11 protein-coding genes and 1 other RNA gene are annotated in these 14,066 nt (G+C 65.2%); 4 read left to right on the forward strand and 8 right to left on the reverse strand.

Annotated elements, in window-relative coordinates:
• The first annotated feature begins 108 nt into the window (after window positions 1-108).
• The 3 genes from hemN (at window position 109) to NJF35_RS10790 (ending at window position 3,010) form a co-directional block, all read left to right on the forward strand.
• The gene (gene hemN / locus NJF35_RS10780) at window positions 109-1,491 is read left to right on the forward strand and encodes an oxygen-independent coproporphyrinogen III oxidase (RefSeq protein WP_225789889.1); all 1,383 of its coding nucleotides are present in this window, start codon (window positions 109-111) and stop codon (window positions 1,489-1,491) included.
• Window positions 1,492-1,674: 183 nt separating this feature from the next.
• Entirely contained in the window at window positions 1,675-2,409 is a 735-nt protein-coding gene (gene fnrA / locus NJF35_RS10785) for a Crp/Fnr family transcriptional regulator FnrA (RefSeq protein WP_225789890.1), read from the forward strand.
• A 52-nt stretch (window positions 2,410-2,461) separates the two neighbouring features.
• Window positions 2,462-3,010 (forward strand): adenine phosphoribosyltransferase, encoded by a 549-nt coding sequence (locus NJF35_RS10790; protein WP_225789891.1) that lies wholly within the window; start codon window positions 2,462-2,464, stop codon window positions 3,008-3,010.
• A gap of 215 nt (window positions 3,011-3,225) precedes the next feature.
• Here NJF35_RS10790 and recR read toward each other — a convergent pair whose 3' ends face one another.
• The 3 genes from recR to dnaX form a co-directional block, all read right to left on the reverse strand.
• On the reverse strand, window positions 3,226-3,828 hold the full coding sequence (recR, locus tag NJF35_RS10795) for a recombination mediator RecR (protein ID WP_225789892.1): 603 nt from the start codon (window positions 3,826-3,828) through the stop codon (window positions 3,226-3,228).
• A 473-nt stretch (window positions 3,829-4,301) separates the two neighbouring features.
• Window positions 4,302-4,628 carry a YbaB/EbfC family nucleoid-associated protein gene (locus NJF35_RS10800; protein WP_225789893.1) on the reverse strand — a complete coding sequence of 109 codons (327 nt, stop codon included), beginning with the start codon at window positions 4,626-4,628 and terminating at the stop codon, window positions 4,302-4,304.
• A gap of 64 nt (window positions 4,629-4,692) precedes the next feature.
• Window positions 4,693-6,771 carry a DNA polymerase III subunit gamma/tau gene (gene dnaX / locus NJF35_RS10805; protein WP_253091017.1) on the reverse strand — a complete coding sequence of 693 codons (2,079 nt, stop codon included), beginning with the start codon at window positions 6,769-6,771 and terminating at the stop codon, window positions 4,693-4,695.
• 131 nt (window positions 6,772-6,902) lie between these two features.
• On the opposite strand from dnaX, the gene NJF35_RS10810 reads away from it, so the two are divergent.
• On the forward strand, window positions 6,903-7,691 hold the full coding sequence (locus NJF35_RS10810) for a substrate-binding periplasmic protein (protein ID WP_225789895.1): 789 nt from the start codon (window positions 6,903-6,905) through the stop codon (window positions 7,689-7,691).
• 76 nt (window positions 7,692-7,767) lie between these two features.
• On the opposite strand, the gene NJF35_RS10815 is transcribed toward NJF35_RS10810, so the two are convergent.
• The 5 genes from NJF35_RS10815 to zipA form a co-directional block, all read right to left on the reverse strand.
• Complete coding sequence (locus NJF35_RS10815) at window positions 7,768-9,729, reverse strand: hypothetical protein (protein WP_253091018.1); 1,962 nt, start codon at window positions 9,727-9,729, stop codon at window positions 7,768-7,770.
• 30 nt (window positions 9,730-9,759) lie between these two features.
• Entirely contained in the window at window positions 9,760-10,194 is a 435-nt protein-coding gene (locus NJF35_RS10820) for a hypothetical protein (RefSeq protein ID WP_253081344.1), read from the reverse strand.
• Between the two features lie 172 nt (window positions 10,195-10,366).
• An RNA gene (ffs, locus tag NJF35_RS10825) (signal recognition particle sRNA small type) lies at window positions 10,367-10,463 on the reverse strand.
• A gap of 121 nt (window positions 10,464-10,584) precedes the next feature.
• Window positions 10,585-12,915, reverse strand: coding sequence for an NAD-dependent DNA ligase LigA (ligA, locus tag NJF35_RS10830; protein ID WP_253091019.1), 2,331 nt, complete (start codon window positions 12,913-12,915; stop codon window positions 10,585-10,587).
• A gap of 269 nt (window positions 12,916-13,184) precedes the next feature.
• Complete coding sequence (gene zipA / locus NJF35_RS10835; RefSeq protein ID WP_225789899.1) at window positions 13,185-14,057, reverse strand: cell division protein ZipA; 873 nt, start codon at window positions 14,055-14,057, stop codon at window positions 13,185-13,187.
• Window positions 14,058-14,066 lie beyond the last annotated feature (9 nt).

The following is a 14,066-nucleotide window of genomic DNA, read 5'->3' on the forward strand; positions in this document are numbered from 1 at the left end:
GCTTGCCGCCCGGCGCTAGCTCCGCCCCCCCTTGATACAAATCAACACAGATTCCTACAGACGCCCCTAGACTCCGGACACTGCCGCTTCTTCCGGGGATTGACCCACATGCTCGACGACCTACGTTGGGATGCCGACCTGATACGTCGCTACGACCTGGCCGGCCCCCGCTATACCTCCTACCCGACCGCCGTCCAACTGCACGGCGAAGTGGGTTCGTTCGACCTGCTCCACGCCCTGCGCGAGAGCCGCCGCGCGGTACGGCCGCTGTCGCTGTACGTGCATGTGCCGTTCTGCGCCAACATCTGCTACTACTGCGCGTGCAACAAGGTCATCACCAAGGATCGCGGCCGCGCCCAGCCGTACCTCAAGCGCCTGGAGCAGGAAATCCAGCTCATCGCCTGCCACCTGGCCCCTAAACAACGCGTTGAACAGCTGCATTTCGGTGGCGGCACGCCGACGTTCCTCAGCCATGTGGAACTGCGCCAGCTGATGGCCTGCCTGCGCCAGCACTTCAACCTGCTGGACGACGATTCGGGCGACTACGGCATCGAGATCGACCCGCGCGAAGCCGACTGGTCGACCATGGGCCTGCTCCGCGAGCTGGGCTTCAACCGCGTCAGCCTCGGCGTGCAGGACCTGGATCCGGCCGTGCAGCGTGCGATCAATCGCCTGCAGAGCCTGGAACAGACCCGCACACTGATCGAGGCAGCACGGACCCTGCAGTTCCGCTCGGTCAACCTCGACCTGATCTACGGCCTGCCCCGGCAGACCCCGGAAGGCTTCGCCCGCACCGTCGAGGAAGTGATCCGCCTGCAACCAGACCGCCTCTCGGTCTTCAACTATGCCCACCTGCCCGAACGCTTCATGCCCCAACGGCGCATCGACAGCAACGAACTGCCTGCGCCAGCCGCCAAGCTGGAGATGCTCCGCGCCACCATCGAGCAACTGACCGCGGCCGGCTACCGCTACATCGGCATGGACCATTTCGCCCTGCCCGACGACGAGTTGGCCATCGCCCAGGAGGAAGGCACCCTGCAGCGCAACTTCCAGGGCTACACCACCCATGGACATTGCGACCTGATCGGCCTGGGCGTCTCGGCCATCAGCCAGATCGGCGACCTCTACTGCCAGAACAGCAGCGACCTCGCCACCTACCAGGACACCCTCTCCACCGCCCAACTGGCGACCCAGCGCGGGCTGCTGTGCGATCAGGACGACCGCCTGCGCCGCGCGGTGATCCAGCAGTTGATCTGCCATTTCGAGCTGGACTTCGAAGCGATCGAGCAGGCGTTCACCATCGATTTCCGGGGGTACTTCAAGGACCAATGGCCCCAGTTGCAGGCCATGCAGCGGGACGGCCTGATCAGCCTGGACGGCAAGGGCATCAGGGTACTGCCCGCCGGGCGCCTGCTGGTGCGCTCGGTGTGCATGGTGTTCGACGCCTACCTGGCCCTGCAGGACCGCCAGCGCTTCTCGCGGGTGATCTGACGAGCGAGTCGATCGACCGCATGGACTTATTTCCTTGCCAGGCACACTATTGGCCATCATCGGCCTTGACCCGCTGCGGACAAGGCCTCGCCAGGTCGCAACACCATAGCGCCCGCTGGCCTACAACCTTGCTGTGAGTTACCCTTACAGCTTATGTGTGCTTTCCCACAAGGATCGATTGAAATGTCCGAGCCAGTCAAACTGCGCCCACACAACCAGGCCCACTGCAAGGATTGCAGCCTGGCCCCCCTGTGCCTGCCTCTGTCGCTCAACCTGGAAGACATGGATGCACTGGATGAAATCGTCAAACGCGGCCGCCCGCTGAAGAAAGGCGAGTTCCTGTTCCGCCAAGGTGACAATTTCGGCTCGGTCTATGCCGTACGTTCCGGCGCCCTGAAAACCTTCAGCCTCAGCGACGCCGGCGAGGAGCAGATCACCGGTTTCCACCTGCCCAGCGAGCTGGTGGGCCTGTCGGGCATGGACACCGAAACCTACCCGGTGTCGGCCCAGGCCCAGGAAACCACCTCGGTATGCGAGATCCCCTTCGAGCGCCTGGACGAACTCTCGGTCCAACTGCCGCAACTGCGCCGCCAGCTGATGCGGGTGATGAGCCGGGAGATCCGCGACGACCAGCAGATGATGCTGCTGTTGTCGAAGAAGACCGCCGACGAGCGCATCGCCACCTTCCTGGTCAACCTCTCCGCGCGCTTCCGTGCCCGTGGTTATTCGGCCAACCAGTTCCGCCTGAGCATGTCGCGCAACGAGATAGGCAACTACCTGGGCCTGGCGGTGGAGACCGTGTCGCGGGTGTTCACCCGCTTCCAGCAGAACGGCCTGATCAAGGCCGAAGGCAAGGAAGTGCACATCCTCGACCCGATCCAGCTGTGCGCGCTGGCGGGCGGGGCGATGGAAGCCTGAAGCCCTTCGCGCGGCGGGGTATACTGGCGCATTCGTTTTCCAGGAAAGCAGCATGCACAGCGATACTTTCGACCTCAAGGCCTTGATCCGCCCAGTGCCGGACTTCCCCAAGCCGGGCGTGATCTTCCGCGACATCACCCCGCTGTTCCAGTCGCCACGTGGGTTGCGCTACGTCGCCGACCAGTTCATCGAGCGCTATGTGGAGGCCGAATTCAGCCATATCGGCGCCATGGATGCGCGGGGCTTCCTGATCGGCTCGATCATCGCCCATCAGTTGAACAAGCCGCTGATCCTGTTCCGCAAGCAGGGCAAGCTGCCGGCCGAGGTGTTGGCCGAGGCCTACCAGACCGAGTACGGCGAAGCCTTCCTGGAGGTGCATGCCGACAGCCTGTGCGAAGGCGATTCGGTGCTGATTTTCGATGACCTGATCGCCACTGGCGGCACCCTGCTGGCCGCTACCAACCTGGTGCGTCGCACCGGTGCCGAGGTATTCGAGGCCGCGGCGATCATCGACTTGCCGCAGCTGGAGGGTTCCCGTCGCCTGCAGGCGGTTGGTGTGCCGACCTTCTGCCTGACCGAGTTTTCGCTCAGCGAGTATTGAGTCGCCTGCTGGGGCCGCTCGGCGGCCCATTCGCGGGCAAGCCCGCTCCCACAGGGCCCTTCGCCAGCCGTATGTTCTCTGCGCGACAGCGCAACCCAAAAAGGCTGGGTTATCTCCCACAGGGCCCCTGCAAGCCATATCACTTGTGATCGACGCTCACCCTGTGGGAGCCGGCTTGCCGGTGATGGGGCGCGAAGCGGCCCCCGATCACCGTTTCACAGCGAAATCGGTCTGCGCCCGGCAAAGGCATGGGCCAGGGTCCCGCCATCCACCAGCTCCAGCTCCCCGCCCAGCGGCACGCCATGGGCGATGCGCGAGGCGGTCAGGCCTTTCTCGGCCAGCAGTTGGGCAATGTAGTGGGCAGTCGCCTCCCCTTCCACCGTGGGGTTGGTCGCGAGGATCACCTCGGTGAAGGTGCCCTGCTCCTCGATCCGTGCCATCAGCTGCGGGATACCGATCGCCTCGGGTCCCAGGCCGTCCAGTGGCGACAGATGCCCCTTGAGCACGAAGTAGCGGCCGCGATAGCCGGTCTGCTCCACCGCATATACGTCCACGGGGCCTTCCACGACGCACAGCTGGGTGTCGTCCCGGCGTGGGTCGGCGCACTGGGGGCAGAGTTCCTGTTCGGTCAGGGTGCGACACTGGCGGCAGTGGCCGACACCCTCCATGGCCTGGGTCAGGGCCTGGGCCAGGCGCAGGCCGCCGCTGCGGTCGCGTTCGAGCAACTGCAGGGCCATGCGCTGGGCAGATTTCTGGCCGACGCCGGGGAGCGTGCGCAGGGCGTCGATCAGTTGGCGGATCAGGGGGCTGAAGCTCATGGGGAAGGCCTGACAGATCAATAGGAGGCGGTTTATACCGAGCGGTGGCATCCACGTCAAATCAGCGGAAGCAGGTCCTCTCCTGAGAATAGCCATCACGGCGTATGCGATGCTGTTGCTGTTGCTGTTGCTGTTGCTGTTGATCTTGGTGCGCGATAGCTCAGTCGCCGCGAATCGCGACTTCAGGAGGCCGAGTGGAGGCGCCTGGAGGGGCCTGGCGCGCAGCGCCCTTCGGCGTAGCCGAAGTCGCGAGATGTAGACTTGCGCAGCAAGTCGGAGGCCGCGAAGCCCCGGAAGGCGCCGGAGCGAGGGGACCCCGGAGCGCAGCGTAGGGGCCGTATGATGGAGCAGGCGGTTTTTGGTTACTGAATGGGCTTTACTCAACGTACTTATTTTGCAGCACAATAAAAAAGCCGCTCCGGCAATCGGAAGCGGCTTTCGATATGCAGCCAGCTCTACCTGGCAACACAGCCTCAGAACGGCAGCTTGAAACCCGGTGGCAGTTGCATGCCAGCCGTCATGCTCCCCATCTTCTCCTGACTGTTCTGCTCGACCTTGCGCACCGCGTCGTTAACCGCAGCGGCAATCAGGTCCTCGAGCACTTCCTTGTCTTCCTGCATCAGGCTGTCATCGATGCTGATGCGCTTGACGTCGTGGCGACCGGTCATCACCACGCTGACCAGGCCAGCACCGGATTGGCCAGTCACTTCGGCATTGGCCAGCTCTTCCTGCATCTTGGCCATCTTTTCCTGCATCTGCTGAGCCTGCTTCATCAGGCCGGCCATGCCACCTTTCATCATGGGGTACACCTCGATTGGGTCATGTGATACGGCCCAGCACAAGGCCGGCCGCACGGTTATCCGTTCATTGGCCCTGGCTGGCCAGGGCGTCTACAGGCTCAATAGTATCCTGTCGCACCGTCGCACCGAACTGCCGGATCATCTGCTGGATGAGTGGGTCCTGCTCGATCGACGCCTCCGCATCACGCTGGCGCTCGGCACGCTTGCGGGCGGCAGCCTGGGCCGGGGTCTCCTGCTCGGGGCGGATCAGCTCGATCTTCAGCCGCAGGGTACGCCCCAGGTGCTGGTTGAGCGCCTCGTTCAGGCGACGCTGCTGGGTCGCATTGAACAGCGCCCCCTGGCCAGGGTCCAGGTGCAGCAGCCAGTCGTCACCCTCAGCAGCGATCAACGTACAGTTCGCCGCGATGTTGCCCGTCATCCCGGAGACAGGCAACTGTGGGAATAATTCCAGCCATTGCAGGGCAAGGCCCGTGGCCGGCTGGGCCGCCGGCAGCGGCTCCACTACCGGGGCCGGCTCGGCTTCGTGGACATGCTCGGCCAACTCGTCCAGGTAGCTGAAACCCGCCGGATCGCTGTCCGGGGTGTAGTAGTCCTCGTCCAACGGCGGCTCGTCGTCGCGGTCCATGCCGGCCGAGTCATAGGCAGACGGGTCGAATGGCGGCTCGTCGTAGGCCGGCTGGCTGGCTCGCGGCTCGGGTGCCGGGGCCGCTGGCACAGGGTCGACGGTCACAGGGGCCGGGCTGGGGTCTTCCCACGGCAGGTCGACGACCTCTTCCTCGACCGTGTCCGGCTCCGGCGCAGCGGCTTCAGCCTGGGGCTCAGGCTCGGGCGTAGGCTCCGGCAGGGGTTCGGCCACAGGCTCGGGCAACACGGCCTGCTCCACCACGGGCGCAGCGGGCACGACCGGTACGGCCTCTGCCGGTGCAACGGCGTGCACAGGAGTATTGGCGACAGCTGGCTCGGCGGCAGGCGCCGCAGCTGCCACCGGGCTTGCAGGATCAGCTGTGGCCTGGCTGATCCCCACCGGCTTTAGTACCGGCCTCGGGGCATCGTCGCTGTCGGCCGGCCGAAAGGCCAGCATCCGCAGCAGGACCATTTCGAAACCGCCGCGCGGGTCCGGTGCCAGCGGCAGGTCACGACGGCCGATCAGGCCCATCTGGTAATAGAACTGCACATCCTCGGCCGGCAGGGCCGAAGCCAGCGCCAGGACCCGCTCGCGGTCACCCTGGCCGTTGTCGACCGCCTCCGGTAGCGCCTGGGCGATGGCCACCCGGTGCAACACGTTGAGCATCTCGGCCAGCACGCCGTTCCAGTCCGGCCCCTGTTCGGCGAGGTTGCGCACCGCCTCCAGCAGCGCCCGGGCATCGCCTTCCAGCAGCGCCTGGAGCACCCCATACACCTGGCCGTGGTCGAGGCTGCCGAGCATCGCCCGGACATCGGCGGCCAGCACCTTGCCCTCGCCGAAGGCGATGGCCTGGTCGGTCAGGCTCATGGCATCGCGCATCGAACCGTCGGCGGCGCGGCCGAGCAGCCACAGGGCATCTTCCTCGAACGGCACGTTCTCGGCGCCGAGCACATGGCTCAGGTGCTCGACCACCCGCTCCGGGCTCATGTTCTTCAGGGAGAACTGCAGGCAGCGCGAGAGAATGGTCGCCGGCAGCTTCTGCGGGTCGGTGGTGGCGAGGATGAACTTGACGTAGGGTGGCGGCTCTTCCAGCGTCTTGAGCAAGGCGTTGAACGAGTGGGTCGAGAGCATGTGCACTTCGTCGATCAGGTAGACCTTGAAGCGCCCACGGCTCGGCGCGTACTGCACGTTGTCGAGCAACTCGCGGGTATCCTCGACCTTGGTACGGCTCGCGGCATCGATCTCGATCAGGTCGACGAAACGGCCTTCGTCGATCTCCCGACACACCGAACAGGTGCCGCAGGGCGTCGAGGTGATACCGGTTTCGCAGTTCAGGCACTTGGCGATGATTCGCGCGATGGTGGTCTTGCCCACCCCACGGGTACCGGTGAACAGGTAGGCATGATGCAGGCGCTGGTTGTCCAGGGCGTTGATCAAAGCCTTGAGCACATGGGTCTGGCCGACCATTTCGCGGAACGAGCGCGGACGCCATTTACGTGCAAGAACCTGATAACTCATCAAAAACCATCGCAACCTGAACGAGCGGAAGATCGCTAATGCTAGCGGAGCGGGGGCAAAATTGCACCCTGCCGAACTCGTCTAAGCTAACGATCAGGCGCACGCCTGGGCAACGATCAAGGAGGATTGACGTGCGGCGAGTCCTGGCCATCTTGATGCTGTGGGCGAGCCACGGCCTGGCGGAGCAACCGACGCTGCGCTTTTCCGTGGCCGAAAGCTGGAGCATGCCGCTGATCCGCATCGAGCACGAGCAGCCGGTGGACGGTATCCTCTTCGACCTCATGCAGGCCCTGGCCCGCGAGGCGGGCGTGCGCCCGGAATACCACCTGCTGGCCCGCCTGCGCCTGCAGCAGGCCGTCGACGAGGGCGACATCGATGTGCGCTGCTACGTCGCCAGCCACTGGCTCAACGATCACGCCGGCAATTTCCTGTGGAGCGTACCGTTGATCCGCCAGCGCGACCTGCTGGTCGGCAGGGCCGATGACCGTAGCCCTGTCCTGCCTGAACAGCTCCCGCCCCAGGCCATCGGCACCGTGCTGGGCTACACCTACCCCACCCTCGCCCCACTCTTCAAGCAGGGCCGCCTGCGTCGCGAGGACAGCCGCAACCAGTTGCTCGCCCTGCAGAAGCTGCAGGCTGGCCGCTATCGCCATGCGGTGAGCAACCAGTTGTCGCTGCAATGGTTCAACCACGCCTTGCCAGCGCAGGAACGCCTGCAGCCCCTGGCAGTGTTGGAGGAACAGGAACTGGGGTGCATGGTACGCAACGACCCGGCGCTACCGACGCAGCGCGTGCTCAGGGCGCTGGTGCGGATGAAGCAGTCCGGGGAGATCGAGGCCATCGTCCAGCGCTACGGCACCTTGGCCCATCAACCCGAGAACGATCAACTGGCCGTGCCCAGCCAGATCTCCGGTCGATGACGGTGCTAGCAAGACTGCGACCGTGAAAATCCGAACCTTTTCATAAACGAGTGCGCGTTGCTGGCTGCATACCCCGTCAATAACCATGCGATTCGCGGAACGACTTGCCCTTGTGGTAGGCGATCCACTCCTCCACATCGTAGGGCAGGTAGAGCTGTCGGCGGGCGCGGGACAGGGCGATGTACACGGCGCAAATCCGCGCATCGAACTCATAGGCATCCTTGAAGGTGCCAAGCGACATCAACCCCGGGGTCAGCAACACCTGGTCGAACTCCAGCCCCCCCGCGTCCTGCGCCATCATCAGCATCAGGTTGTCGGGATGATCGCTGACCCGGCTCTCCAGCCGGGTCAGGTCGCCGACCCGGAACCCTTCCCTCAGCCTGTTCTCCACCCACAGGAACGATTCGTCATGCTGGTTGGCATGGCGTACCTGCTGCCAGTCGGTCATATGGGCAAAGTACGGGTGCGCCGTCTGCGCGTCTTGCTCGTAGTAGTTGTGGGCATACAGGGCCGCCCTGGACAGCTGGGTGGCCGAGCGCATGAAATGCTGCATGTCCTGGGCATCGGGAAAACCGATCCCACGGTCGCGCTCGGTCATTTCCATGGCCCACTTCATCGTGTCCCAGCGTGAAGCGGTCAATACCACGCAACCGGCCGGCGGCACGAACCCCTCGGGATAGCGCTTGACGCTCACGTCCACGGGGCTGGCGCCGGCGAAGGCGAGCTTGGACTTGTACGAGTGGACGTTGATCAATGGATTGATCAAGCGCTCGACCTTGGCGCCGGAGCGCACCGACAACGCGACATCACGCTGGCGCACCTCGCGCCGCTGCTGGAAGCCAGGCCCCTTGGCCCGCTGGTATTCATCGCCCAGGGTGATCAGCGCCTGCCTGCCTCGCTCGATGATCTGCAGCAACGACTCCGGCACATCCTGGCTCTCGTCGATGATGACGTGGCTGTAGTACGCCGGCACGCTGAAGCCCGCCAAGCTGGCCCGCTTGATGGCCAGCAGCGCCGGGAAGCCGGTCTGCGAATCCCAGGCGGGCTCTATCTGCAGGTACGACCAAAGGCGGCTCGAGTACTCCAGCAGGACCTGGCTGTCCTGGCGAGACAAGGGCATCTCGAAGAATGGCAGGTGTCGCGAGGTCAGGCTGTGGCTACGGGACTCGCAGTAGTTCTTCAGCAACTCCAGGCAGATATCCAGTGTTTGCCGTGCACCGTACTGGCGAAAACCGACGATCCCCAGTTGCTCGGCCAGCGCGCGCTTGTCCGTATGCCTGGCAGTCGCTTTAAGCGGCCTGGGTCGGGGCCCCGACAACAGCATGTGGGCGAAGGCCTCGAAGGTCTTGCCCAGCGCCTTGTGGGCCTGGGGGCCGATGCGCTTGCGCAAGGCATCGAGTTTTCCAGGGGTACGGGCAAGCGCCAGCACCCTGCCCGACGGTAGGCAGTCCATCAGGGCCCCCAGCAGGTAGCTCTTGCCGATGCCTGCATAGCCTTGGATATGCAGGTCCTCTCCTGGGTCGGCGCGCACGATCCTGAGCAGCTTGTCCTGCTCCCGGGTCAGCCAGCGCTCCTTGTCGTAACCGGTGAAAACCTGCTGGGAAAACGGATTGGCGGCCTGGTACTTGTGGCCGCTGAAGGTGAAATCCCAAGTGCCGTCTTCATGCAGGTAATCGCGGGCGGCCACCTCGTCGGCCTTCATCAGGCGCAGGTTCGCCTTCTTCAGCAGCCTCAGGCCATGATGCAGGCTTTGCGCATCGAACAAGCGCCGGGCCTCCGTAAGCAGCCCAACGCCGGGCGCGTGACGGCTGTCGGCCGCCCAGGCCAGAAGTTTCGCCAGCAGCTTCTCCGCCGCGGCCGGTCGCAGGTCCTGCCCTGCCCCCTTGGCCAGGTGCTGAATGACCAGCACCGCCGCCAGTTCCGCCTCGCTCAAGGCTTCGAGCGCCGCATCGCCCTGAGCGTCGAGCAGCCCCTGGCACACCTCGGCGGTGACGGGAAGAAACACAGGGTGGGAAAAGTCGTGGTGTTCAGGTTGCATACGCGCTCACGGCAAGATGGCGAAGATCGTTCAGGACTTGGAGGTTTCAGGATCGCCCGCGACCTCGAGCGCATACTCGTAGGCCCCCAGGCTGCCCGACATCCCTCCCGGATACACCCTGCCCCGCCCGTCGACAGGCACCTGCCGAGCATCGGCCTCGAGCAGGCCATCGAGTTCGTGGAGGGCCATTTCCAGGAGTTTGCGCAAGTCCCTCGCATTACTGGCCGAGACCCGCAGCTGGAAGTCCAGGCCATCGAGCAGAGCCCCTTCCGGCTTATCGGACGGCGCGTCGCTGGCCAGGCTGGCCTCGCTCAGGATCCGCTCATGCTCCTCTTCCATCTGGTCCAGCACCTTCGTCAGTTCCAGGACCTTCTCGGGATGGGCCGCCATCTCGTTCTTGATCTCCAGGCGGCGCAGCTGCCATTCGCGGATCCTCTGGCGGGTCTGCTCGTCAACTTGATCCATGGTCGCTACCTCACGGCCGAAATGCACTGACAGGAATGCCGTGCATGATAAAGCGCCTAGGGCAAAGGTGCAGGGAAAAGAACGAAGGCGTGCATGAGCACCGCCAGGGGGCTGGCGACACGACGAGGACAGGAGGGTGAAACGAGGTGGCGGACGCCAGAAATGGAGGCGGCCCCACCAGCCACACCCCGGCACACGATGTCACCGCTGCGGCTGCTCCCTTCCAGGCCTGACCGGGTTCACGGCTGATCGTTGCGGGGGGACCGATGGGGCCACCACGACGCGGCTCGTCAAGCGACGAGCCGCGTCATTGTACCGGTCTGGGGCGAAGTTACAAGCGCTGGCTCAAGAAAAAACCATCATTTCTCAATAACTTGCCCCACCGCCCAGTCACACGGCGATGCCGTGCCCGTCGAGAAACGCGACGAATGCGTCCTCGTCCAGCACCTTGACCCCCAGTTCGTTGGCCTTGGCCAGCTTGGAACCGGCACCGGGGCCGGCGACCACGCAGTGGGTCTTGCCCGACACGGAACCGGCGACCTTGGCCCCCAGGCTCTCCAGCTTGTCCTTGGCGATGTCGCGGCTCATGCGCCCCAGGGTGCCGGTCAGCACCCAGGTCTGCCCGGCCAGGGGCAGCCCTTCGGCGGCCTTCTTCTCGCTGGCCCAGTGCATGCCGAAGGCCTGCAGTTGCGCCTCGATGTCGCGGGCCAGCCGTTGGTTGGCCTCGGCCTTGAAGAACTCGCGCACGGCGTCGGCCTGCTTGGTGTTCAACGCCTGGCGCAGGTCGATGCCGTCGGCCGCGATGATCTTGTCCAGCGTGCCGAGCTTGTCCACCAGCTTCTCGGCACCGGTCGGGCCGACCGAGGGGATGTCGAGCTTGGCGATCATTCCGGCCAGGGTGGTGCTGGCAGCGAACTCGGCGGCCAGGTCGCCTTCGTCCTGCAGGTGCAGGCCGCTGGCGAGCAGTTGCTCGATGACCTCGCGGTTGTGGGCGTCTTCGAAGAAGTTGCGGATCTCGTAGGCGACCTCCAGGCCGATGTCCGGCAGGTAGGTCAGCACCTGCGGCAGGGCCTGCCGCACCCGTGCCAGGCTGCCCAGGGAGCGAGCCAGCACCTTGGCGGTTTCCTCGCCCACGTCGGGGATGCCCAAGGCATAGATGAAGCGTGCGAGGCTCGGGCGCTTGCTCGCCTCGATGGCCGCCAGCAACTTGTTGCTGGACACCTCGGCGAAGCCTTCCAGGGCGACCACCTGCTCGAAGGTCAGGCGGTACAGGTCGGCCGGCGAGCGGACCAGACCTTCGTCCACCAGTTGCTCGACGCTCTTCTCACCCAGGCCGTCGATGTCCATGGCGCGGCGCGACACATAGTGGATGATCGCCTGCTTGAGCTGGGCGGCACAGGCCAGGCGGCCGACGCAACGATACACCGCGCCTTCGCTGGTGGTTTCCCGGCCCTTGCTGCGCTTGACCAGCTGGGTGCGCTCGACCTGCGAACCGCACACCGGGCACTGGCTGGGCACCTGCACAGGGCGGGCATCCTCGGGGCGGCGTTCGGGCACCACCTGCATGACCTGGGGAATCACGTCACCGGCACGACGGATGATCACGGTGTCGCCGATCATCAAGCCCAGGCGGGCGATCTCGTCCATGTTGTGCAGGGTGGCGTTGGAGACGGTGACACCGGCCACCTTGACCGGCTTCAGGCGCGCCACAGGCGTGACTGCGCCCGTGCGACCGACCTGGAATTCGACGTCGAGCACCTCGGTGAGCTCTTCCATGGCCGGGAACTTGTGGGCGATGGCCCAGCGCGGCTCACGGGCACGGAAACCCAGCTCGCGCTGGGCGGCCAGGCTGTTGACCTTGAACACCACGCCGTCGATCTCGTAGGGCAGCTCGTTGCGCCGGGCGCCGATGTCGCGGTAGTAGGCCAGGCACTGCTCGACGCCGGCGGCATGCTTGAGTTCGCGGCTGATGGGCAGCCCCCAGGCCTTGAGCTGCTCGAGGATGCCGATATGGCTGTCGGCGATGTCCTCGGACACCTGGCCCAGTCCATAGCAGCAGAACTCCAGCGGGCGGCTGGCGGTGATCCTCGGGTCCAACTGGCGCAGGCTGCCGGCGGCGGCGTTGCGCGGGTTGGCGAAGGTCTTGCCGCCGCTCTCGGCCTGGGCGGCATTGAGCCGATCGAAGCCGGCCTTGCTCATGTACACCTCGCCCCGCACCTCCAGCACCGCAGGCCAGCCGCTGCCCTGCAGCCGGAGCGGGATGTTGCGCACGGTGCGCACGTTGGCGCTGATGTCCTCGCCGGTGCTGCCGTCGCCACGGGTGGCGCCCTGCACCAGCTGGCCGTCGCGGTACAGCAGGCTCACCGCCAGGCCGTCGAGCTTGGGTTCGCAGCTGTAGTCGACCGCATCGGCCTGGTCGAGGCCTTCGACCACCCGGCGATCGAACTCGCGCAGGTCGGTTTCCTCGAAGGCGTTGCCCAGGCTGAGCATGGGGATCTCGTGGCGCACCTGGCTGAAGGCTGCCAGCGCCGCACCGCCGACACGCTGGGTCGGGGAGTCCGGCGTGACCAGGTGCGGATACTCGGCCTCCAGGGCCTTGAGTTCATTGAACAGACGATCGTATTCGGCGTCGGGTACGCTCGGCTCGTCCAGCACGTAGTAGCGGTAATTGTGCTGGTCGAGTTCGGCACGCAATTCGTGGATTCGGTTTTCGGCGTTCATTTCATCTTCTCTTGCAAAGCGAAAGAGCAGCCAAGGGACGATGACGTTCACGTCAGGCCTGCGCCTGCGGGCCGCTTCGCGCCCCATCGCGACACAAGGCCGCTGCCACAGATTCAACGCCGCTCTAGGGAAACGCGTCATGACCTGTGGCAGCGGCCTTGCGATGGGCTGTGAAGCAGCCCCGAGTGAACGACATCCAGCCCCAGGGCTGCTCTTGCGTTTGTATCAGGGCGGACAGGATCGAGGCCGGGCCTGCCCGCTGGGGTACCTCAACGCTTCTGGGTCAGTGCGCGGCGCTCGAACTCGACGATGCGCTGGCGGTAGTGCTCGATGGTCTGGGCGGTCAGCACGCTGCGCTGGTCGTCCTTAAGCTCGCCGTTGAGCTCGTGGGCCAGCTTGCGCGCGGCGGCGACCATCACGTCGAAGGCCTGCTTCGGGTGACGCGGACCGGGCAGGCCGAGGAAGAAGCTCACCGCGCGGGTGCTGAAGTGGTCGATGTCGTCCAGGTCGAACACGCCGGGCTTGACCGCGTTGGCCATGGAGAACAGCACCTCGCCGTGGCCAGCCATGCTCTCGTGGCGGTGGAAGATGTCCATCTCGCCGAAACGCAGGCCGCTCTCGAGGATGTTCTGCAGCAGGGCCGGGCCCTTGAAACCGCCCTCGTCGCGGGAGATGACGCTGATCACCAGCACTTCCTCGACCGGCGGCAGCTCCTTGGCGGCGTTGTTGCCGGTGGCGAAGCCATTGTTGCGATTGCTGTCGGCGGCGTAGTCGTCGTCGGCATCGGCGAACAGGTCGGGCTCACGGGGCTCGGCGGCCAGGTTCAGGTCGCCCTGCTGTGGATCACCGCGCTTGCCACGCTTGGCGGCCTTGGCCGGCTTGGGTTCGCGCTCGCGCGCCGGGGCACTGAGCGACGGCAGGTCGCTTTCGTCCAGCTCAGGCTCCTTATGGGTGTCGAGGACACGCGCAGGGCCGAGCACCTCGGCGCCGCCCTCGTCGTCCGGCAGGTTCGAATAGCTGCGATCCAGGCGGAACTTCAACTTGCCCTTGCCGCCGCGCATGCGGCGCCAGCCGTCGAAAAGAATACCGGCGATGACAATGATGCCGATGACGATCAGCCACTCGCGCAGACCGATTTCCATGTAATCCCG

Origin of the sequence: Pseudomonas guariconensis (assembly GCF_024127895.1) — a bacterium.
GTDB lineage: Bacteria > Pseudomonadota > Gammaproteobacteria > Pseudomonadales > Pseudomonadaceae > Aquipseudomonas > Aquipseudomonas guariconensis_B.

What these genes read in the sequence shown, in the direction of transcription:
- hemN (WP_225789889.1), top strand. Translation starts at nt 109, where the DNA reads ATGCTCGACGACCTACGTTGGGATGCCGACCTGATACGTCGCTACGAC.
- fnrA (WP_225789890.1), top strand. Translation starts at nt 1,675, where the DNA reads ATGTCCGAGCCAGTCAAACTGCGCCCACACAACCAGGCCCACTGCAAG.
- NJF35_RS10790 (WP_225789891.1), top strand. Translation starts at nt 2,462, where the DNA reads ATGCACAGCGATACTTTCGACCTCAAGGCCTTGATCCGCCCAGTGCCG.
- recR (WP_225789892.1), bottom strand. Translation starts at nt 3,828, where the DNA reads ATGAGCTTCAGCCCCCTGATCCGCCAACTGATCGACGCCCTGCGCACG.
- NJF35_RS10800 (WP_225789893.1), bottom strand. Translation starts at nt 4,628, where the DNA reads ATGATGAAAGGTGGCATGGCCGGCCTGATGAAGCAGGCTCAGCAGATG.
- dnaX (WP_253091017.1), bottom strand. Translation starts at nt 6,771, where the DNA reads ATGAGTTATCAGGTTCTTGCACGTAAATGGCGTCCGCGCTCGTTCCGC.
- NJF35_RS10815 (WP_253091018.1), bottom strand. Translation starts at nt 9,729, where the DNA reads ATGCAACCTGAACACCACGACTTTTCCCACCCTGTGTTTCTTCCCGTC.
- NJF35_RS10820 (WP_253081344.1), bottom strand. Translation starts at nt 10,194, where the DNA reads ATGGATCAAGTTGACGAGCAGACCCGCCAGAGGATCCGCGAATGGCAG.
- ligA (WP_253091019.1), bottom strand. Translation starts at nt 12,915, where the DNA reads ATGAACGCCGAAAACCGAATCCACGAATTGCGTGCCGAACTCGACCAG.
- zipA (WP_225789899.1), bottom strand. Translation starts at nt 14,057, where the DNA reads ATGGAAATCGGTCTGCGCGAGTGGCTGATCGTCATCGGCATCATTGTC.